We start from the raw sequence: 21530 nt of genomic DNA, 5'->3' as shown, positions 1-21530 counted from the left end.
TTCCGCCTCACGTCTTCCAAGAGACAATGCCGTCTTTTGAGCCGCCCAGCCGGTCATATACCTGACTGCCAAGCCATGTAGAAACAAGGTCCCGCAGTTCCGGCTTGCTCATGTAGTCGGTAAACAGCTCCTCGTTGAGCTCCATGCGCTCAATGAACAAAGACTCCAGCACCTGGCGAAAGACCAGCTGAAATTTGTCGAGGGAGTTCACTTCGGCGGCTTTACGCAAGGCTTCGTTCTGGCTTGCCGCCTCGGCGATCTGATCGAAGAAAAGCTGATCGGCTTCGCTCAACCCGGTGCCGAAACGCTCGTTGATGATGTCGATGAGGCGGGAGAGCGTGACGTATTCTTCCCGAACCTCGCCCGTGCCAACCTCCCGCGGCCCGTCGAGCGGCTTGGCATACCCCTCGGCCAGATTGATCGAGCCCTCACTGATCTTCTGCAGCCGGTAGTAGTCAAGTTCCACCTCCTCGTCAAACTGGTACCCCGGCCCGGTCTTGCGCTTGGGCAGTTTCAAGGCCAGGTGGCGCAGATAGGTAAAGAGCTTTTCCAAATCGCTGTCCTGATAGGGAATGACCTGACTCAAAAAGCTGTAGAGATTGCGAAACGCCTGGGTTTTGCCGCGCCACAGATCAGCCTCTTCCTCTTCATCATTTTGCAGTTGGGCAAAGTGGGCCGCCGCCTGATCCAGCAGGGCGTTCATGTTCTTGTGGTCGGCCGGGCTTTGGCGGCGCTTGGGCGCGAAGAAAATGCGCGAAAATTCGTCCACCTCGTCTTGCAAATAGATGCCCGACCTGTCCAGCCCGGCTTTCACCTCATACAGCCGATCCGGGTCGACTTCCTCCCCCATGATCGAGCCGTCGTAATACTGGCGAAACGCCTCCCGGATCTCATCCGGGTCGTTGACGAAATCAAGCACGAAGGTGTCGTCCTTCAGCGGATGGGTGCGGTTCAGGCGCGAAAGGGTCTGTACCGCCTGAATCCCGGCCAACCGCTTGTCCACGTACATGGTGTGCAACAGCGGCTGGTCAAAACCGGTCTGGTATTTCTCCGCCACCAGCAGCACCCGATAATCGGTTTTGGCGAAGCTCTCCGGCAGCTCCTTTTCCTGCAAGCCGCTATTCATCTCGACCTCGGTGTAGGTCTTCCCGGGCACCTTGTCGTCTTCCACCGTGCCGGAAAAGGCCACCAGACTCTTGATGGGATAGCCCTTCTCGCCGATATAGCGGTCGAAGTCCTGTTTGTAGCGCACCGCCTCCAGCCGCGAACCGGTGACCACCATCGCCTTGGCGTGGCCGCCGATCTTGTGGCGGGTATGCTGCTGGAAGTGCTCGACCATCACCTCGGTTTTCTGGCCAATGTTGTGTGGGTGCAGGCGCATGAAACGGGCCAGCGCCCGGGCCGCTTTCTTGCGTTCGACGTTGGGATCGTCCTCGACCTTCTTGATCAGCTTGTAGTAGGTCTTGTAGCTGACGTAATTCTTCAGCACATCCTTGATAAAGCCTTCTTCGATGGCCTGCCGCATGGTGTAACGGTGGAAAGGCTCGCCACCCCGGCCGAAGATCGCCAGGGTTTTATGTTTAGGCGTGGCGGTGAAGGCGAAAAAGCTCATATTGGGCTGGCGGCCGCGCTTGGCCATGGCGCGAAACAACCGCTCCAGTTCCTCCTCACCTTCTTCCTGGGCCGCTTCCAGCGCTTTGCGGATCAATTCAGCACCGCCCAAAACACCTTTGAGCTCAGTGGCCGTCTCCCCAGACTGGGAGCTGTGCGCCTCGTCGATGATCACCGCATAGTTGCGCGTCGGCAGATAGCTGTTGCCTGCCCCGCGCTCCTCCGCCAGTTTCATCAACTGTCTGGAGACGAAGGGGAATTTCTGCAGGGTGGTGATGATGATCGGCACGCCCGCTTCCAGTGCCTCGGCCAGTTGGCGCGAGTCCTCGTCAATCTTCTGCACCACCCCCTGACGGTGGTCGAATTGGTAGATGGTGTTCTGCAACTGGCGGTCGAGCACCACCCTGTCGGTGATCACCACCACGCTGTCGAAAATGCGCTCGTCCCGCTCGTTGTGCAGAGAGGAGAGCCGGTGCGCCAGCCAGCCGATGGTGTTGCTCTTGCCGCTGCCCGCCGAGTGTTCCACCAGGTAGTTATGGCCGACGCCTTCGCTGCCCGCCGCCGTCACCATCTGCCGTACCGCCTGCAACTGGTGGTAGCGGGGGAAGATCATCGTCTCCTTGCGCACCTTCTTGCCTTCGTCGCTGACCGTTTCGTCAATCTCGAGATGAAGGAACCGCGCCAGCAGGTCGAGCAGGCTGTCACGCGAGAGCACCTCTTCCCACAGGTAGGCGGTCTTGTAGTTGCGTCCTTGCCTGTCCGGTGCGTTACCCGCGCCGCCGTTCCAGCCCCGGTTGAAGGGCAGAAAGTGGGTGCTGGTTCCGGCCAGGCGGGTGGTCATGTGCGCCTCTTCGGTATCCACGGCGAAATGCACCAGGGTGCGCTTGGTAAAGAGGAAGATAGGCTCGCGCGGGTCGCGGTCGTGACGGTACTGGTGGATGGCGTTGGCCGCCGTCTGGCCGGAGAGGGCATTTTTCAGCTCCAGGGTCACCACCGGAATGCCGTTGACCGATAAGACCACATCCAGCGATTTCTTGTTCCTGCCGCTGAAATGGAGCTGCCGGGTGATGCCCAGCCGGTTGGCGCGGTAGCGCGCCTCCAGCTCCGGGTTGAGTCCGTGGGTCGGGCGGAAAAAGGCGATACGCAGGGTCTTGCCGAAGCATTTGAAGCCGTGACGCAGGGTGGTCAGGGCGCCGTGGGTGTCCAGCCATTTGGTGAGCGCCGAGAGTACCCGCTCGCCGGTCTCCGCCCCGTGCAGGGCTTCGAGTTTCTCCCAGGTCTTGGCTTGGGTCTCGCGGATAAAGGTCAGCGCCTCGCCGGGGAAGATGGCCCGCTCGGTATCGAAAGCGCCGGAGGCCAGCTTGCTGTAGCCGTCATGCAGCAACACCGCTTCGATGGCGGTTTCAAAGGCGGCTTCGGAGGTTTGCTTCATGGTTTCGCCCCCAAAACAAACTTCGCCTTCTCCCTCGCAACATTTCGTAAGGGGTCATGAAGCGCAGATCCAGTCCGATACAGGCGTTGGGAATTTTGATTCGCTTGGTGGAATTGGCAGGCACCTCGTGGGTAACCACCACATGCCCGCCTGCCAGCGCATGCGCTACCAGATAGAAATCCGCTACCTGCAAAAAGGTATTGATTGCAGCTGGTTCGTATTGCTGGCCGGTAGCCCAGGCGCTTACTCTGCCGGATTGGGCAGCTATCGCCGTATCGGTTTTCAGAAAAAGGCCGTTACCGCTATTTCGCATCCAGTCGGTCAGTTCATCCGCACCGGCGGCGATCTCATCAGCCACCTTGTCGATGCTGAATACCCGGCCGGAGACATTGTTATCGATCAACCACTCCCAGAACGCAGGACAGAAATCCAGCCCGTAGTGAAGGTTCTTGGCCTGGATGAACACATTGGCATCGAGGAGGTAGGTCATAGCATCACCCCCAACTCGCGTGCAGCTTCATAAAAGGTGGAAGTCTTGCGCACACCAAGCATACGGAAGGCGTCCTGAAACAGGGTCTGCCCCTCCAGGGTACTGGAGAGAATCGCCCGGGCGAAGAGTTTGCCGGTACGCGCACCCAGGGTGCGATAAAAATCACCGCCGCCACTGCTACGCTCCAGTCCCCTGATTCTCTCGACCTCTTTGCGGTAGCATTGCCACAGGGTGGTTTGATCGATAAATCCTGCATCGAACAGGCGGCGCAAGGCCACCAGGGTACTCACCTTGAACAGGCGGGCCAGACGTTGAATCTCCGCGGCCACTGACGAACCAGGTTCATACACCTGGCGCAGTTCATCCAGCGGCATCAACAGTTCAGCGGCCACCTGGTTGCACCATTTTTCAATCCCTTGCTCGGGGATATTTCCCGCCTCCGGATCGGACACCCCGCTTTCACCCAGCCAGATATGGGCTAATTCGTGGGCCAGGGTAAACATCTGAGCTGCCTTGCTGTCCGCGCCATTCAAAAACACCAGCGGCGCCAAATCATCGGCCAGGGCAAAGCCGCGAAATTCATCCACGTTCAGTTTTCGATGGCTGTTGCTGCCGACAATGGAACTGGCCATTACCAACACCCCGGCCTCCTCGGCCTTGGCGATGAGCTGGCGCAGGGCATCCATCCAGGTCGGCAGGCCCTTCCGCTCGGCAATGGAGAGAGACAAGGACTGCCGCATTGCTTCAGCCACATCCTCAGCTTGATCCGCAAGGGTCACGCTGCCGACAAAAGTCAGCCGGGGCAGGCCGTGCATGCGGGCATAGTCGCGGAACCACTCCTGCCGTTGTTGGCAGAGATAGAGGGTATCCAGCAAGGCGCTGCTGGGCTCAAGCATGGCTTCATCTCGCAAGGTGCGGAAATCCGGCACAGGCAGTTCCAGTTCCGGCGGTTCGGGCAGGAAGAAATAACCGATGGGGGTGTGAGTGAGTCGGGCAAAGTTCTCCAATTGCTTCAAGGTTGGCTGCGCCTCGCCGGTGAGCCACAGTGGCCATTTGCGAAAATGCTTTTCCAGTATGGCATCGGAGAGACAGGCCCGATCCGCTGCCCAGCGCAAAACTGGAATGGAGGCGGGGACGGTGTTCATGTCTGCATCTCCTCGACAGATATCTGGCCGGTCACGGCGGCGGTGATCAGGGCGGCGCGGCGTTCTTTGAGTCGTTCGATGGACTGTTGCATCTCCAACTGAATCGCCAAGATCTTTTTCGTTGAAATCTCGATATGTGTTTTTATGCTGAGCTGCTCATCCATGGAAGGCATAGGAACGGGCAACTCTTTGATATTTGTTCCTGAGATGGACGCCAGATTGGTCGATCTTTTGGCGCGTTGTTCAAAGTAACGCTTTGCTTCAAGCGTAGAGGTCCAAAGTGCAAGCCATTCAGGTTCGACAAGGCGTGGTCGCACAGAGAAAACATGGTTTTGATGAAGGCATGATTTTATCTCTTCCCGCCATACACAACCACGGCCTAATTTATCAATGTCGCCGCCTTCGTTCATCAGAACATCGCCATGCTGGAGAAGGTAATTTTCAGCTTCCTCTGGGGTAACCCCTCGACTGTTTGCATTTCATCAAGCTTCAAGTAGCCATCTTGCACATTAGCAACCCTGAGATATACCATTTCGATAAGGTCGTTTCGCGAATACTTTTTGCCCAGGGGGTTAAACCGCCGCGCACTTCTGCCAAATATTTGAGGCGCCAAACCTCCCAATGTGCCGGAATATCTCCCAGCCAGTCGAGGCCGGAGGGTTTGAGGGGGGCGGTGGGGTCGAGGCCGCGGGTGACGGCGCGGCTGATGAGGGCGGCGCGCTTTTCTTCCAGCAGGGCCAGCATCTTTTCCTTTTCCGCCACCAGCGCATCGATGCGCGCGGTTTCGCGGTCGAGGTAGCCGGCGATCAGGCGTTGGGTTTCGACATCGGGGTATGGTAGCCGCACAGATCGCAGGTCATCTGCGGATAATTCCATGAAAGTTGAGCCACGGCCTAGAATCTCAAGTAATGGCCGAAGGTAAAGCAGTGCGTAATAATAGAACCGTTCATCGACACCATTTTGCTTTGTAAGGAGGAAGCAACCTTGGTTGCATGTGGCATCGACGGACAGAATAGCCACCAGCCCAATCGGTGCTCGTTTTGACAAGATCAAGGAGTCCGCGGGAACAAGGCTTACACCACAATTTTTGTACCCTTCTTCTGTGATGCGGCGACGAGTATCTTGAATGTATCGGCTTTCAAGTTTCCCCAAATCTTCTGGCGTCACCCAATTGATGTCGCCATCCCAGTACTCTTCAACACCACTGGACGGAGTGGCACCCGATTTCGTATCAAACAAGAAAGCGGAGTCGCCGGGTTTCAATCCTTCGTGTCTTCGTGCCTTCGTGTGAGGCCATCATTACGCCCGGCTTCATCGCCTTGCCTTTTTCTGTTCAAGCTGTTTTTCAATCCGCTCCAGCTCCGCGATCCCCCTGAAATGGGCGCTGTGACCGTCCCCGTTTTGAACTGTCAAGGATGCCTTGACAGTTGCCGCCCCAGGCCACTGCCCGCCCTCGGCAGTAGACAAGCATTCCTTGACAACTGAAGCCACCGGCATCCCCCGCAAGAGGCCCGTAACCCGCTTCTCCGCCACTTGGGATTCGGGCTGGCCAGTCAAACAACGGTCAAGCAATGGGAATCTGCCAAACCTGTGGGAATAGCGCATGTTAGAGCAGGACAAGGCCCCTGGGTGGCGGCGTCCAGTCAAACAACGGTCAAGCAAAAGTCTTTTTTTTCATCATGCCCACCTCGGCAGGTATTTTCTGGCCCGGCTGCCGACAGTCTCGTCATGGCAGCGGATCAGACCGGCTTCGACAGTATCCCTGATGATGCGGGAGGCCATGGAGCTGTTCTTCTCGTCGATGCCGAAGCGTTCACGCAGGCTGGTGTTGGTCATGTAGTCCCGCTGCACGTAACGCAGGCAGGCATGCAGGTAGGCGGCACGGATGCGGTCGGTCTTGTCCATGGCCTTGAACTCACGGTGGGCGAAGAGGACGACGCGGGTGTGTTCGTCCGTGGCTTCAAAAAAAGGTGCGGGAAGCTGAAAGACCTCGGTTTGGATGACCACCTTGTCCACGCCGCTGCCGCGCTCCTCGCAGATGCCGATGCGGCGCATGAAGGAGGCCAGGGCTTCGTTGCGGGAGCGGGGCGGGCTGTCGAGAAAGCGGTCGGTCTGCACCAGCGGCAGACCGGGGTTGGTGATTTCCATGCGGCCCGCAAAGAGCTCCACCATGGGGCCGGTACCGGTCAGGTGAAAGTCCTGGTGGATGATGGCATTGGCCACCAACTCACGGATGGCCAGTTCCGGGAACATGGGCACCTGCTTGCGCAGGGCCTGGCCGATGACCTCGTTACTGGGCAGCAGGTTGGTGACAAAACCGATCAGCCCCTCGAATCCGGCGGCGTACCCCTTGCTGCCCTCCTGCTCGCGCACGGTTTTTACACGGTTTTCACCTTTGTAGAGAACAACGCGCACCGCTTTGCGGGCTAGGGTGCGGAAATCGGCCAGCCGTTTGGCGAACAGCACGGCGCCGAGGTTGGTGATATTCCATTTGCCGCCCTTGCCCGGAGCGATCATGTCGTCGGCCGCTAGGGCGGACAGAATACCGTCCCGCCCCTCGGGAAGCGGCAGAGAGAGCAGGTCGAAATAGGCGGGATAATCGAGCAGCCGGAGCACCTCCTCGGCAGCAATATTTTCGGCGGCGATCTCCTTTTCAAAGGGCGTGCGATCAAACACCCGCCACAGCTCGCGCTCTTTTTCCGGGAAGTCCTTCAGCTTCTTTCTGTAGGAGCCGACGCGGATAAACTCTGTCCCCTTGAACTGCACCGGATGACGGAAGGCCGCACTGATTTCCAGCAGGACGACCATGTTGTCTTCGAGCTGAACCGTGTAAAAGCGGAAGTTGATCTTGGGTGAGAGCAGATGCAGCAACCAGCTTTCCAGCTCCTCGTTGCCGACCTTGGCCGCCGTTGGGTTGAATGTAGTGCCAATGACCTCGTGGGTGTCATTGCTTACGCCCCAGACGAGCCAGGCGCTCACCTTCCCGGTCAGGGCGGCAGCATTGGCCAGGGCGGAGAGGTATTCGCCGATCTCGTCCGGTTCGTCATTGTTGTGCTTGAACTCGACCCACTCGGTTTCGCTGGGCAGTTTGCGCAACTCGGCCAAGATGCCATGCAACTCGCTTTCCGGTCGGTCGATGCTCACTCCGTCACCTCCCGCAACAGCCCCATGATCCGCTTCTCCACCGCAGCAAGCTCCGCATCGATCTCGGCGAGTGGGCGCGGCGGCTGGTACTGGAAGAACTCGCGGTTGAAGTTGATCTCATAGCCCACCTTGCCGATACCGCCGTCCTGCTCGTCCAGGGTGTCGCGGTCGACCCAGGCGTCCGCCACATAGGGGCGTACCTCGCGCAGCACGTAGCTGATCACGTCTTCCTTGAGGGGGATGTTTTCAAAATCCTTCAGGTTGGAGTCGGCCTCGTACTCAACATATTTCCCTTTGCCCGTCGGGTGCAGTCCCAACAAGGATTGCAGCTCATCGGGCGAAAGTTCGGGCAGGGTTTGACCGGGAAAGAGGGCTTCGATATCCAGCGCGGCTTCCTTGTGCACCTTGGCGATAACCGGCTCGGCCTCGGGGGCAACCTCGGTGAAGGCATCGCGGAAGGCCTTTTTCTGTGCCGTGCCCCTGGCACCCCTGGCCCAGCCTTCGACATCGCCGGGCAACCTTTTGACAATCTTCTGCACCTCGTCCCGAACCTGATTCCAGTCGTAATGCGGCTCGCTGCCGAATACCTCTTCGATGGCCAGCACGGCATCGAGCAGTTCAGGGCAGGTGTCGAGGTAGCGTTCCTTGGCCTCCTGGGTGAACTGGAACTTGAGGCGCAGCGGGCGCAGGATGGTGACGCGACGGTAGCCGAAATCGGCATTGTCAAAGATCTTGCTTGTCTTCGATTCGGTCAGCGCGCCGTGCTCGCGGGTCACTTCATCGATGGCCTTTTCATCGAGCCAGCGGCGCTTGTTGCCGAGGCTGCGTTTCATCGGCGTCCAGCGCTCGCGGGCGTCGATCAGTTGGATCTTGCCCTTGCGGTGTGCCTCTTTGCGGTTGCTCAGCACCCAGACGAAGGTGCCGATGCCGGTGTTGTAGAACATCTGCTCGGGCAGGGCGACGATGGCTTCCAGCCAGTCGTGTTCGATGATCCAGCGGCGGATTTCGCTTTCACCGCTGCCCGCGCCGCCGGTGAAGAGCGGCGAGCCGTTGAAGACGATGGCGATGCGCGAGCCGGGCTTGTCGCGGTTGCCCTGCTGCCACGGCTGAAACTTGGCGATCATGTGGAGCAGGAAGAGCAGCGCACCGTCGTTGATGCGCGGCAACTTGCCGTTGTAGCCGCGAAAGTCGGGCCAGCGGTCGATCTCCGCCTTCTCCCCTTTCCAGTCCACGCCGAAGGGTGGATTGGCCAGCAGGTAGTCGAAACGCATGTCGGAAAACTGGTCGTTGGTCAGGGTATTGCCGTATTCGATGAGGCTGTCCTTGTGCCCTTTGATCAGCAGGTCGGAGGCGGCGACGGCGTAGGAGCGCGGGTTGTAGTCCTGGCCGTAGACCTTGACCGTGGCCTGTTCGTTGTGGGCGCGCAGCCAGTGCTGGCTTTCGGCCAGCATGCCGCCGGTGCCGCAGGCCGGGTCGCAGATGGTGACGATTTTGCCCGCCTGGGTGAGCACCTGGGTATCGGGTTCCAGCAGCAGATTGACCATCAGGCGGATGACCTCGCGCGGGGTGAAGTGGTCACCGGCGGTCTCGTTGGCTGCCTCGTTGAAGCGTCGGATCAGGTCTTCGAACACCAGTCCCATGGTAATGTTGTCCACGCGGCGTGGATGCAGGTCGATTTCGACGAACTGCGCAACCACCTAGTAGAGGCGGTTGGCTTCTTCAAGTTTTTCGATCGCCTTATCAAACTCGAAACGTTCGAAGATCTTGCGAATGTTCTCGGAGAAGCCGTTGATATAATCGGCCAGGTGACGGCCGATATTGTCCGGGTCGCCCTTGAGTTTACGGAAGTCGAGCTGGCTGCGATTGTGAAAGCCCAGCGGTTTACCGTCCTCGTCCTTTGCCAGCTCGTTCAATACCCGGTCCACCAGCTGCGGGTCTTTATCCTTCAAGGTCTCGCAGCGTTTGAGCACCGCCTCCTTGGTGGGGGCCAGCACAGCATCGAAACGGCGCAGCACCGTCAGCGGCAGCATGACCCGTTCGTACTGCGGCGGCCGGTACGGCCCACGCAGCAGGTCAGCCACCGACCAGATGAAATTCGCCAGTTGCTGAAAATTGCCTGGGGTCATGGTTGCATATCCTTGTTATCGAGATTCAGCTTGCCCTGTCCTGCCATCCTTTTACAAAAAGCTTCGAATTGCCTTCTCGCCAGCTTGAAAGGAACCGTCTTGCTGTTTTCCCAGCGGTTGATCGTGGAAAAGCTCACGCCCAGTTCATGGGCCAGCTCTTCCTGGCTGAGCCCCAGTTGCTGGCGGACTCCTTTGACCGTCTCCGCAAAATTTTCCGGAGCCTTTGCCATATCGGATTGCCTAAATTCCTGATGCGCCCTCAACTCACCGGCGGCGAGCGAATGTAATTTGTCCAAGGTACAATGACGGCCTTCCAATATAGCAGGTGACAAAGCATGTGAAAAGTTGGAATATGGTGATTCTTTTCAAATTTCTCGAAACATCCCGCCGCCACCTGGTCAGTTCTCCTCAGCAGGCCAGCACGAAAAAATTTTACCGGCATCCCCCGACATGTTTTCCGGGTCTCCGGCAAGTAAGGGTAGAACCCATAAGGAACGACCGGCCAGTACATCAACGACCTGTTTGATATAAATCATGAAGAGTATCAACCAGTTTACCGATGAGATCGCCGAACAGCGGTTACAGCAAAAAATGCAGGACACTGGACGTGGGCAGGAGTTTGGGGGTAAGAACGCGGAGAGTTTTGAGGTGAAAGAGAAGCGGGATATGACAAGTTTTCCGAAAATAGAGTGATCGGGGAGCGGCAGCGCCAACACCCTGAAAGCGGTGTAATTCGATGACAAGACGCAGAAAAACAAAACCCGTCCACTAGGCTCAGGCCTTATTAATTGCCAAAAAGCAGAAAATCTGGTTGGTTGTGCTCAGGGAGGACGCCATGAGCCAACTTTTCTACCTTTCTGCCGAACAACTCGAACGTATCAAGCCCTTCTTCCCACGTTCTCATGGTATTCCGCGGGTCGATAACCGGAAAGTCATCAACGGCATCATTTATGTCATCAAACATGGCCTGAGTGGCAAGATGCGCCGCGCGAGTATGGCCCGTACAAGACGCTCTACAATCGTTTTTTGCGCTGGAGCCGGATGGGCGTCTTCAACAATATTTTTACCGAATTGGCAAAAACAGCGGGGATGGCCAGGTGATGATCAATGCGACCCACCTCAAGGCGCATCGTACCGCCGCCAGTTTGCTCAAAAAAGGGCTCTTTCCCGCTGCATCGGACGTACAAAGGGCGGGCTGAACTCCAAAACCATGCCCTCTGCGACGCTCACGGCAGGCCAGGTGAGCGACTACAAAGGAGCCACCCTGCTTATGGATGCCATGGATGCTTTGCCCGAGGCCAGGGCGCTTCTGGCGGACCGTGGTTATGACGCCGGCTGGTTCCGTGATGCCCTGCGTGCCAGAGGCATTACGCCCTGCATCCCGCCCAGAAGGAGCCGGAAGAAAGCCTGCCCGTACGATCAAGATCTGTATAAACAGCGGCACAAGATTGAGATCATGTTTGGCAGGATCAAGGACTGGCGGAGAATAGCCATGCGTTATGACCGCTGCGCGCATACCTTCTTTTCAGCTCTGTGCCTCGCGGCTTCCGTCATATGCTATCTCGATTAATAAGGACTGAGCCCGGACATCCCTTCCGAAGCTGACAGAGACGGTGCAGCGGCCGTACTAAGTGACGATAAAAACAACGGGTGACAGCCCGGCCGCCTCCAATGACGACAGTCGGGGCTGAGGAAACTAAACGGATCAGTCTGTGCGCCGAAAGAAAGTCGTATTGGCGTAGGGCAAAATGGCCACTTTGGCGGCCGGAATCTGCCGGAACCAGCCATTCAGGGTCGTCTGGGCATCGCCCTTGTTAAGCAGGCATCGGGCCGTATCGGCATCCGGCAGATCGGTATGCAGCACCAGCTCATGTTCCGCAGCCGTCCGCGCAAACAGGAAAGCCTTGTGTGCCCCCATGGCGAATGCGTGCCGCCTGAAATCGCGCAACACAGCGTCATGGCTGAAAAATCGGGCCACATAGGCCGTGTAGCGCTCGTCGCCGATACCCTGCGGGCACTGGGCGAGCAGCAGTATTTTACCTCCCGGCCGGGCACAATGACGAGCCGGTTCCAGCCCCTTTTGGGCCTGGTAGAGACAGATGTCCTTGGGAGCCCCGCCACAGGAGGCTATAACGATGTCGTATCGGTCATACAGCGAAAGGCCGCAGAGCCGACGGCTTTCAGCCGCAGCTGAACGCATGACCCGGGGCGGATCGCCCACGAACAGGGCAGCGATCTCTTTTTCGGGCGTAAGGACCACGTTGATGGCCAGCTTCACGCCGGCAATCGCACCCGCCTCGTCAAGATCATCCCGCACCGGATTGCCCTCGATGTTGCCGGCAAAGGCGCCCGCTTCGCTCAACATCCGGTGATTGGCTGTAATCATGGCAGCAGAGGCGCAACCCACTGCCACGCCCTTGGCACCGCCGGTAAAGCCCACAAACTGGTGAACATCCACCATGCCCATCACGATTTTCAATTCGGCATCGGCATAGGCAGTGTTGATTTCCACCGGCGTTCCACGACTGGTCCAACCCATATGCCGCACTGCGGAGCGGCGCGCGTCGTGGCTTACTACCGAACAGCCACGTAAATCCTGGGGGAGAATGCGCGCAAGCTGTGCCTGATCCGGGGCTTCGTGCAGGCCGCCGCCGACCACGATGCGAACCTTTTCATGCGCCAGCTTGGGAAAAGCCGCAAAGAGCCGGTCCAACAGGGCGGGCAGGAGCGCTTTCAGGGGAAAGGGCCGCGTTTCGTCCGGCACTGCAATGGCGACGGAGCGTGGCTCAAGCATGGCCTCCAGCGGCGGCACGCCTTCGGGATTGTCCAGAGCACGGGCGAACAAGGCCAGGGGATCGGCCAGCGGTTGAGCGAAACGGGGGGTGAATACGTCAACGTGCAAGGAATCGGGCAGGATGATGCTCAACGCACCTGGCCCATATCTGATGCTGTACTTCATGGGAATAGCTCTCGTTACACATGCGGAGCCAAGCCGACAACGGACAAGGCTCTTCAGAACAGCAGCCCCGAAGGTGTGGGCACGCTGAGCAGTTTCACAAAAACGAGCCAAATCAGAGCTACAAAAATCAGACTGTAGAGCACGCCAACGCCCAATAAACAGGACAGGCCACGCGCTCTGTCGCCCAAGAGCAATGATGCTGTGACAACGAACAAGAAGGTGGCGCTGAAAAAGCCCAGCCACAGGATGAGCAGTGCATAGCCCATGGAAACCACAGCGATAATGGTGACCAGCTTCCAAGCCACTGGGTCGCCGTGGGGATGGGGATTCTTTTCCAGGCGGCGCAGGATCAGCCCCTTGCCCATGAACCACAATCCACCCAGCGCAATGACCGCTGCCAGGGTACGCGGGAAGATCAGACTCTTGCCCTCCAAGGTGCCCATCTGCAGGGCGAAGGCGATGCTGACGGCAAGAAAAGCGAGACCGCAGAGAAAGTCGCTGGAACTTTTACGCATGTCTTTCACCTCCTTTCATTTTGTGTTCCCGCTGGAAGCGGTGCGCGGCCTTCAGCTCCTGTTTGCGTAGTCTCTTCAGGCGCAAAAGAAAGGGGGTCGATAAGGAGAGCAGCAGAGCGGCTATGAGCACCTTATTGATGGGACCGCCAAACATGATGGCCGGCAGGCCACCGTCAACAGAATGGGCCAAATCCAGACACTTGCCCAGATTTTCCTCAATCATGGGCCCGAGAATGACGCCGAGCGCCATGGCGCCGGCATCCATGCCCACCTTGCCTCCGAAATAGCCCACAAAACCGAAGACCACCACGGTCCAGACATCCACCATGCTGTTGGCAATGGCATAGGCGCCAATGAAGGACAGCGTTACAATGCTGATCGCCACGTAAGTCAGGCGGATGGTCAGAAGCCGCGCCATGCAACGGCACAGGGCAAACCCCACAGGCACCACGAGCAGGTTGACGGCAAACTGGGAAAAGATAAAGGTATAGGCCAGCGTGCCGGTTTCTGTGAAGATTTTGAATCCCGGCTGGATGCCGTGGGCCATCAGTGCCCCCAGAATAACCGCGGCTACGGCACTACCGGGAATGCCCAGCGTGAGCAGAGGAATGAGAGCGCCGCCAATGACGGCGTTGTTGGCGCTCTCCGAAGCGGCTACGCCTTCTATGCAGCCCTTGCCGTACATCTCCGGGGTCTTTGACCAGCGCTTGCTTTCGTTGTAGGCAATGATCGAGGCAATTTCGCCGCCCGCACCGGGCAGCATGCCCACCCAGGAACCGATCAGCGAGGAGCGGAGCAGGATCGCCTTGCAACGGCCGCTCAGATGCCGGCACACCTGCATGAAGGTGCCGCTGTGCGGATTGTATTCCGCCACAAAAGTCTTGTTGGTGCCGACAAGGTACAAAACCTGTGAGAAGGAAAACAATCCAATCATACAGGGAATAACGGAAATGCCCTGCATCAACCCATAATTGCCAAAAGTGAAACGAGGCACGCCGACATTGGGGTCAAGTCCAATGGTGGCGACCAGAAGACCAATGGCGCCGGAAACAACGCCCTTGCCCATGTTGCCAGGGCTCATAACGGCAATGGTGCTCAGACCGAAGAGACAGAGCCAGAAATTCTCCGGTCCACCGAATTTCAGCGCAAAGCGGGCCAGAGGGGCCGCAAGAAAGAGCAAAAAGCACACGCCCACAATCCCACCGAAGGCGGATGCGAGCAGCGAGGTATACAGGGCGCTGTCCGCTTTGCCTTGCTGGGTCAGCGGCCAGCCATCAAAGGTGGTGGCTACGGAAGATGGCGTGCCCGGCGTGCAGATGAGAATGGCCGAATTGGCGCCACCGTAAATGGCGCCGACGTAGATGGCCCCCAGCATGACCAGGCCCTGAGCGGGCGACATGGCGAAGGTGATCGGTACCATCAGGGCCACGCCCATGGTGGCTGACAGCCCCGGCAAGGCGCCGATGACGATGCCGCCTGCAAGGCCCGCAACCATCAGAAATATGCTCAGGGGATCCGCCAAATTTAGCAGGGAGGGGAGGATGAATTCGGTCATTGGGCCCTCCTGAAGGGAAACACGCCGACTTTGTTTATATTCTTCGCCTTGGGGCTGCCACTACCTCCCAGCCCGCACCGTCGCGGTTTACTGGAGCAGATTTTCTTCCTCCAGCAATCTGCGGATCCTGGCCTCCTGTTTCAGGATGTAGGCATGGGTGGCCTCACTATCCAGATATTCCTCCGGCTGCCCGGCCTTTTTCATATCGGCCAGGTATTCGGGATCCGCACAGATCTTTCGGAAAACCTCGCGCAGAAAGGCGAGTCTGTCTGCCGGCACGTTTTTAGGCACGGCGAATACCCGGCGAATATCGGAAACAAAATCGACATGCTGCTCCTTCAGCGTCGGCACCTCAGGGAGAAAGGCATTGCGCTCTTCAGATGCCACATTGAGCACATTAAACTCGTCAATCGAACGCATGACGTCGTTGATGTTGCCAAACATCAGATCCACCTCGCCGCCGAGCAGGGCAGCGTTCTGGTCGGCAGCGCCCTTGTAAAAGACCGGACTGAATCTGGCCTCGGGAAAGAGACGCTTGAATTCAAGAAACATCATATGATGCCCGCTGAGAGGCCCGACCAGTCCCACCTTCAACTTGCCCGGATGGGCCTTGGCGTGGTCGAGAATTTCGGCGAGGCTTTTGAATCTGCTTTTCCTGAGCACCACGACGCACTGGGGATCATTGACCACCTGGGCCAAATATTCATAGCTGTCAATGTCGAAAGCGGCACGTTGCGCCAGATTCTGGAGAACCATGTGCGGTACGTTCAGCCCACCGATAGTGTAGCCGTCAGCCTTCGCCTTGGCGATTTCAGTAAAACCAATGATACCGCCCGCACCGGGTTTGTATACGAAAACCCAGGGCTGATTGACATACTTGTTCCAGTACTTTTGCATGATGCGCGCCTGCACATCGCTGGAACCGCCTGCCGTGAAGGCAATGATCATGTTGATCGGCTTTTCGGGATACGCTGCGGACGCCAGCAAAGGAGCGACCAGGATCAGCATCAGAACCACAGGGAAAAGACACCATGTTTTTGTCATTTTCATCTGAATCTCCTTGTGCTTAAGAGTTGCATTCCTTGGGTTTTGCCCGGCGGCAATGTCTGACGGGTGCCCCCATCACCACCACTTGATGCTTTCCGTGACATAATCGCGGACTTTGACGAACTCCGGATCGTCGTACTGCCGTGGATGGGGCAGTGCCACGATGACTTCCTCCTTGATGGTCGCAGGCTTGGGCGAGAGGATCAAAATCCGCTCCGCCAGATAGACCGCTTCCTCGATGTTGTGCGTAATGAAGGCCACGGTGCTGCCCAGCTCCCTCCAGATGCGCATGAGTTCGTCTTCCAGATAGTAGCGCAGCTTCACATCCAATTGACCGTAGGGTTCGTCCATAAGCAGCAGGTCCGGATTGATGGCGAAATTGCGTGCGATGACCACCCGTTGCTCCATGCTGGCCGAAAGCTGCTGCGGATAGTAGGCACGGTACCTTGTGAGGCCCACAATCTCCAGCATGCGCTCGGTCCTTCGCTCGATTTCCTCGTGCGGCAACCGTTTGACGCGCAGGCCGAAGCGGATGTTGTCCTCCACCGTGAGCCAGGGAATGGCCGAGACCTCCTGAAAGACAAAGGCAATGTTGTGCAGCCTGGGATCAGCCGGCTGGCCGTCCACATCAATGCTCCCCGTGGTGATGGGAATGAAGCGGGAGAGACAGTTCAGAAAGGTGGTCTTGCCACAGCCTGTGGGCCCAACGATGCAGAGCAATTCACCCTTGTAGATGTCAAAGTTGATGTTATCCAGTACCAGCAGATCGCCGTAGTACTTGGTCAGATTGCTGACGCGGACCTTGATTGCACGATTTTTGGCGTAGGTTCCCTTGGTTCCAGTCTGCATGCCGCCCTCCTACAGGACCAGATCGGTATCTGCGGAAATGTGTTTGCGCAAGGCCAGAAAAGCGGTTTCCGTGTAGGCGCGCGGTGCGGGAATGTCGATGGGATATTCGCTTTTCACCCGGCCAGGCAACGCGGACATGACGATCACGCGGTCGCCCAGATAGATGGCTTCCTCAATGTTGTTGGTGACAAAGCAGACCGTGCGCTTTTCCTTTTCCCAGATGCTGCGCAGTTCCTGCTCCATGGCGTAGCGAGTCTGCGCATCCAGCGCGCCGAAGGGCTCGTCCATCAGAAGAATGTCCGGGTTGTTGGCGTAGGCGCGGGCAATGCCCGCCCGCTGCTTCATGCCGCCGGAAAGCTGGGCCGGATAGGCCTTTTCGAAGCCTTTCAGACCAACCAGTTCAATGTAGCGCCGTGCCGTGTCCAGGCGCTCCCCACGGGGCACGCCGCGGACGGCGAGGCCGAAGGCCACGTTGTTTTCCACGTTTTTCCAGGGAAAAAGTGCGTAGCGCTGGAAGACCATGCCCCGGTCTGGACCTGGGCCGGCGGTCGCTTGACCGTTGATGAGAATGGCGCCCCGCGTGGGTTCAAGGAGACCGGCAACACAGTTGAGCAGCACGGTCTTGCCACTCTGTCCTGGACCCAGGATGACCAGAAATTCGTTTTCATAGACTTTGAGCGAAACCCGGTCCAGCACGTGTAGCAGATGCTTCTGGCCAGGCACGTGAAAGGCCTTGGACACGCTCTGGCATTCGATTTTTATTTTTCTGCTCATACCAGCTCTCCCCGCCACGGACAGACGAACCGTTCAAACCAGCGGAACACCATGGCCAGCAGCGAACCGACAATGCCGATCAGAATCATGCCAACCACGATCATGGCCGACTTGTTGAGATCCATGCCCTGAATGATGATGAAGCCAACACCTTCGCGTGCACCCACCATTTCGGCTGCCAGCACGCACATCCAGGCCATGGACAGGGAATTCTGCACGCCCGCGAAGATCGAGGGCATACAGGATGGTACCGCTACATTGAAGAACTGCTGCGAGCGGGTGGCGCCAAAGGACCTGGCCGCGTCGATCAGAAGGGGATCCACGTAGCGCATGCCGGTGAAGGAATTGAGCACCATGATGACGAAGGCACCCACAAAGCAGATGAAGATCTTGGAGCCTTCAGCCACGCCCAGCCACAGGATAGCGATGGGAATCCAGGCAATGGGAGGAATCGGCCGGAGCACCTCGAAGATAGGAGTCACGATTTTCTCGCAGACGCGGCTCCAGCCCATCCACAGGCCCAAGGGCAGCCCAAGCAACACTGCCAGGCCAAAGGCAATCATGACCCGGCGCAGACTGTAGCCCATGTGAGCCCAGATGCTGTTGCCGCCGATGGGGTTGTCCAGCAGATAGAGAAATTCGTTCCACACGCGCCGGGGCGAAGGCAGAAATTCAGGGTCAGCGTACAGGGAGACGAGGCCCCACAGAGCCACAAAGGTGCCGAGCGAGGCAAGAGGAACAAGCTGAGAGCCCGGGAAAATGACCTTGCCCTTCATGCCAGCCTCCTTGACGAGGCAAAACGGGCCTCGATCTTAGTCAGCATCCAGGACATCAAAGCGCCCAGAAAACCGATGGCGAGCATGCCCACGATGATAATGTCCGGCCGGGCCAGACGGCGGCCCTGCTGGATCATGAAACCCAGGCCGGTGGATGCGGCCAGCAACTCGGCCGCAACCAAGGTGGTCCAGGCGGCGTTGAGCGAAAGTTTCATGCCGGTGAAAATCATGGGAACAGCCGACGGAATACCGATCTTGCGGAACGTCTCGAAATCGGAAGCGCCATAGATCAGGGCCACCCGGATCAGAACCGGATTGGTCAGCCGGATGCCGGTGAACGAATTGATGACGCAGGGCACAAAAGCCGCCAGAAAAATGATGAAGGCCTTGGCCTTGATGCCAATGCCCAGCCACAAAATGGCTATGGGAATCCAAGCAATGGGAGGAATCGGCCGGATGGCGTCAAAGATGGGACGAACCAGAAGGTTGACTTTGGGATACCAGCCCATGAGCAAGCCCAGGGGCACGCCGATAAGCATGGCAACGATGAAACCGGAAAAAGCCAGGGTGAGACTGGCCATGGCGTGCTCGTGCAGTCGGGCGCCGTCCGGACTGGATTCCGTGATTTTTTCAAAAAAAACGGTGAGAACTTCCGAGGGTGGAACGAGTTGATAGGGGCCGATTATTTCCAGGCCGCAGATCAGCTCCCAGACGACCAGAAACATGATGAAGCTGATCACGGAAATCCAGTTTTCCCTGGCGGCCGTTGCGAAATAATTGGCCTTTTTTACTTCAAGATCAAGAATTTCATCCAGATTGGGGGGAATGGCGTCCGGCATATGACTTCCTCCTGCCTGTCTGCTCCTGAGAGCCTGCCCTGGCGCCCCAGGGATGGAGAGAAGACGCCAAGGCAATTCCGAGGCAATAAATTTTCCGGTTATGATTGCGTTTTGGCCCGCTCTACAGCCAGTTTTTTCATAAAGGACGGATCAATAAAGAAGTTCTCCCTAAGGTAACGGTCGTACTCCTTTTGCCGGATACGGCCTTGGGAGAGCATGAATTCAGCCACGCCCTGCAGCCATTTGGGCAGCTTTTCCGGGTTTTCCATAGCCTCGATCTGCTCGGAAACCGTGAACAGCGGACGATACTGAAACTCCTTCTGCACCATGTCCTTCTTCATGTCTAAGCCGCAGTATTCGTTGAAATAAGAGAGCAGCGGATCGACATACTGGTCCGGCTTGGCCTTCATGCCCTCAATCGCACGCATGTACAGATCCAGCCAGGCAACCACCAGATCGGGGTGCTGCTCCGCAAAATCCTTGCGCACGCCAATGCCGCCGATTACGGCCACCTTTGCGGCCCTGCCGGAAGAAACGCGTTTCCAGCCCCTGACCTCGGCCATGTAGCTCAAGGGCGCCCAGAGCTGCAGAATGTCGCCCTCGCCGGCAGTGAAGGCGGTCATGGCCTGGCCCTGCTCCATGTGCACGATGTTAACATCGCTGTCCCTGAGATCCAGACGTTTCAGGGTCGAGGTCAGGGCGTAATGGCCTGTGGAAATGGTGGTGACAAGGACTTTTTTGCCCTTCCAGTCTTCGGCGGATCCGTAAATATCCGGGTATTCCGGATTGACACCCTTATGCTGCAAAAGCGGTGAATCAGGCCGCACCCACAGGTCGTTGGTAAAGCCCTCCTCATTGGAAATGCCGATAAGCCTGTAACCGTAGCGTATGCTGGCCATCATGGTGGGCACAGTGCCCATGGAGCCAATATCCCACTGGTCGGCGGCCAGAGCTTCGGTTTGCGGCGCACCCGAGGAAAAAAGCATGAATTTGTTGACAAAGGGCGCGTCCTGCAGCCAGCCAGCCTTGTCGGCGTACCAGAGCGGCAGCCCGTGCAGGCAGGGCTGGGCGCTGGTGCGTACTTCGGGTTTGTCGGTCGCGGGAGCCTGGGGTATGGCGCAGAACAGGGAAAGACACAGCGCGAGCATTCCAAGAGTCGATTTTTTCATGGTCTTGCTCCTTGGCCGTTTCCGGCGCTTGTTGATATGGGAAACCGCAGCACAGGCAGCCTGCCGGCGCTCAGGGTTGCAGCACTATTTTTGCCGCCCTGATCTTGTGCCGGGCCAGCATCGCGAAGGCCCCGGGGCCATCGGCCAGGGGCTGATACTCAACCCAGCCGAGATCGCCAAAGACCTGATCGTGCAGGGCTTGGACCGTGGCCTGTATGTCCGCATAGCTGTAGGTGTAGGTGCCCAGCACGATCAGCTCGGCCAGGGTGATCTTGCGCATGTCCACTTCGCTGCTCCAGTCCTGCAGACCCATGTGCATCAGCACCCCGTTTGGCTTGAGCGCCTGGATGGCCATGTCGCGCGTGACCTTGCGACCCACCGCATCGACCACAAAGTTGTAGGAGGATTCCGCAGGGGGCGTGTCCACGGGATCTATAATACGGGCCGGCAGATGCTCGGCGGCAGAGACCCGGCGCAGAGCGTTGGTTTCTGCCAGATCCACGTGGCGGACGCCACGCGAGGTCAGGAGAAGAGCCATCAGCATGCCAATGGCACCGCCACCAATGACCAGAACCTGCTGTTCCTGTACCGGACGGTGCATGCGGGCTTCCGAGATGCTGAGGGCATGGACGACCGTTGCGGCCGGCTCGGTCAGCACCGCCACCCTGTGCGGCATGTCTTCGGGAATGGGCACCACCGAGGCGGCCGGGATCGCCATGTATTCGGCATAGGCGCCGGGTCGGTTCATCCCAATCATTGTGCGGTTTTCGCAGAGATTGTCGCGCCCGGTGCGGCAGTAGGAGCAGAAGCCGCAGGTGATCAGCGGGTCGACGGTCACTTTTTTGCCGGGTTTGTACAGTGGCGAAGCGCTTTGGTGGATGACTCCCGAGACTTCGTGTCCCATGACCAAACCGGGCATGCGCCGCGGGTCATGGCCAAAGTACGCATGCATGTCCGAACCGCAGATGCCGGATGATTCAATTTTGATGATGACTTCTCCGCTGGCGAGCACGGGATCGGGATAGTCCTCCAGAGCCATCAGTTCCGGTTTTTTGTAAACCAGTGCTTTCATGACGCCTCCTGTGTGGATGAAGGAGTT

The 21530-nt window shown here is 58.0% G+C and carries 18 protein-coding genes and 2 pseudogenes; 2 read left to right on the top strand and 18 right to left on the bottom strand.

Features of this window, described 5'->3' with window-relative positions:
- Positions 1-7 precede the first annotated feature (7 nt).
- The 8 genes and pseudogenes from CAY53_RS05435 to CAY53_RS05400 all read right to left on the bottom strand — a co-directional run bounded on the left by CAY53_RS05435 (position 8) and on the right by CAY53_RS05400 (position 10178).
- Complete coding sequence (locus CAY53_RS05435) at positions 8-3043, bottom strand: type I restriction endonuclease subunit R (protein WP_104936266.1); 3036 nt, start codon at positions 3041-3043, stop codon at positions 8-10.
- Positions 3040-3533, bottom strand: a pseudogene (locus CAY53_RS05430) (DUF4411 family protein). Before CAY53_RS05430 ends, CAY53_RS05435 begins: the two are co-directional and overlap by 4 nt.
- On the bottom strand, positions 3530-4678 hold the full coding sequence (locus CAY53_RS05425) for an ImmA/IrrE family metallo-endopeptidase (protein ID WP_104936264.1): 1149 nt from the start codon (positions 4676-4678) through the stop codon (positions 3530-3532). Before CAY53_RS05425 ends, CAY53_RS05430 begins: the two are co-directional and overlap by 4 nt.
- The gene (locus tag CAY53_RS12530) at positions 4675-5088 is read right to left on the bottom strand and encodes a restriction endonuclease subunit S domain-containing protein (RefSeq protein ID WP_146106413.1); all 414 of its coding nucleotides are present in this window, start codon (positions 5086-5088) and stop codon (positions 4675-4677) included. Before CAY53_RS12530 ends, CAY53_RS05425 begins: the two co-directional genes overlap by 4 nt.
- Positions 5089-5167: 79 nt before the next feature.
- Positions 5168-5941, bottom strand: a complete 774-nt coding sequence (locus tag CAY53_RS05420; RefSeq protein ID WP_104936263.1) for a restriction endonuclease subunit S — start codon at positions 5939-5941, stop codon at positions 5168-5170.
- Between the two features lie 414 nt (positions 5942-6355).
- Complete coding sequence (locus CAY53_RS05410; RefSeq protein WP_104936261.1) at positions 6356-7822, bottom strand: ATP-binding protein; 1467 nt, start codon at positions 7820-7822, stop codon at positions 6356-6358.
- A pseudogene (locus CAY53_RS05405) lies at positions 7819-9948 on the bottom strand (type I restriction-modification system subunit M). The gene CAY53_RS05410 and the pseudogene CAY53_RS05405 overlap by 4 nt, the downstream one beginning before the upstream one ends.
- Complete coding sequence (locus CAY53_RS05400) at positions 9945-10178, bottom strand: helix-turn-helix domain-containing protein (RefSeq protein ID WP_104936260.1); 234 nt, start codon at positions 10176-10178, stop codon at positions 9945-9947. The pseudogene CAY53_RS05405 and the gene CAY53_RS05400 overlap by 4 nt, the downstream one beginning before the upstream one ends.
- A 304-nt stretch (positions 10179-10482) precedes the next feature.
- Here CAY53_RS05400 and CAY53_RS05395 point away from each other — a divergent pair, with 304 nt between their 5' ends.
- Positions 10483-10641 (top strand): hypothetical protein, encoded by a 159-nt coding sequence (locus CAY53_RS05395; protein WP_104936259.1) that lies wholly within the window; start codon positions 10483-10485, stop codon positions 10639-10641.
- 142 nt (positions 10642-10783) lie between these two features.
- Positions 10784-11518, top strand: a complete 735-nt coding sequence (locus CAY53_RS05390) for an IS5 family transposase (RefSeq protein ID WP_104936258.1) — start codon at positions 10784-10786, stop codon at positions 11516-11518.
- Positions 11519-11653: 135 nt separating this feature from the next.
- On the opposite strand, the gene larAH5 is transcribed toward CAY53_RS05390, so the two are convergent.
- The 10 genes from larAH5 to CAY53_RS05340 all read right to left on the bottom strand — a co-directional run bounded on the left by larAH5 (position 11654) and on the right by CAY53_RS05340 (position 21503).
- A complete protein-coding gene (gene larAH5 / locus CAY53_RS05385) occupies positions 11654-12907 on the bottom strand; it encodes a nickel-dependent malate racemase, LarAH5 family (RefSeq protein WP_104936257.1) in 1254 nt (417 codons plus the stop codon).
- Between the two features lie 53 nt (positions 12908-12960).
- The gene (locus tag CAY53_RS05380; RefSeq protein WP_104936256.1) at positions 12961-13422 is read right to left on the bottom strand and encodes a tripartite tricarboxylate transporter TctB family protein; all 462 of its coding nucleotides are present in this window, start codon (positions 13420-13422) and stop codon (positions 12961-12963) included.
- Positions 13415-14977 (bottom strand): tripartite tricarboxylate transporter permease, encoded by a 1563-nt coding sequence (locus CAY53_RS05375; RefSeq protein ID WP_104936255.1) that lies wholly within the window; start codon positions 14975-14977, stop codon positions 13415-13417. The genes CAY53_RS05380 and CAY53_RS05375 overlap by 8 nt, the downstream gene beginning before the upstream one ends.
- Positions 14978-15064: 87 nt before the next feature.
- A complete protein-coding gene (locus CAY53_RS05370) occupies positions 15065-16027 on the bottom strand; it encodes a tripartite tricarboxylate transporter substrate binding protein (RefSeq protein ID WP_104936254.1) in 963 nt (320 codons plus the stop codon).
- A 72-nt stretch (positions 16028-16099) separates the two neighbouring features.
- Complete coding sequence (locus CAY53_RS05365; protein WP_104936253.1) at positions 16100-16873, bottom strand: ABC transporter ATP-binding protein; 774 nt, start codon at positions 16871-16873, stop codon at positions 16100-16102.
- 9 nt (positions 16874-16882) lie between these two features.
- The gene (locus CAY53_RS05360; RefSeq protein WP_104936252.1) at positions 16883-17647 is read right to left on the bottom strand and encodes an ABC transporter ATP-binding protein; all 765 of its coding nucleotides are present in this window, start codon (positions 17645-17647) and stop codon (positions 16883-16885) included.
- Positions 17644-18423 (bottom strand): ABC transporter permease, encoded by a 780-nt coding sequence (locus CAY53_RS05355; protein ID WP_104936251.1) that lies wholly within the window; start codon positions 18421-18423, stop codon positions 17644-17646. Before CAY53_RS05355 ends, CAY53_RS05360 begins: the two co-directional genes overlap by 4 nt.
- Positions 18420-19262, bottom strand: coding sequence for an ABC transporter permease (locus tag CAY53_RS05350; protein ID WP_104936250.1), 843 nt, complete (start codon positions 19260-19262; stop codon positions 18420-18422). The genes CAY53_RS05355 and CAY53_RS05350 overlap by 4 nt, the downstream gene beginning before the upstream one ends.
- A 98-nt stretch (positions 19263-19360) precedes the next feature.
- A complete protein-coding gene (locus CAY53_RS05345) occupies positions 19361-20431 on the bottom strand; it encodes an ABC transporter substrate-binding protein (protein WP_219842732.1) in 1071 nt (356 codons plus the stop codon).
- Between the two features lie 70 nt (positions 20432-20501).
- A complete protein-coding gene (locus CAY53_RS05340) occupies positions 20502-21503 on the bottom strand; it encodes an alcohol dehydrogenase catalytic domain-containing protein (protein ID WP_017865925.1) in 1002 nt (333 codons plus the stop codon).
- Positions 21504-21530 lie beyond the last annotated feature (27 nt).

This window comes from Desulfobulbus oralis (genome assembly GCF_002952055.1).
Classification (GTDB): Bacteria; Desulfobacterota; Desulfobulbia; order Desulfobulbales; family Desulfobulbaceae; genus Desulfobulbus; species Desulfobulbus oralis.
This window is presented reverse-complemented; position numbering and strand designations above follow the sequence as displayed.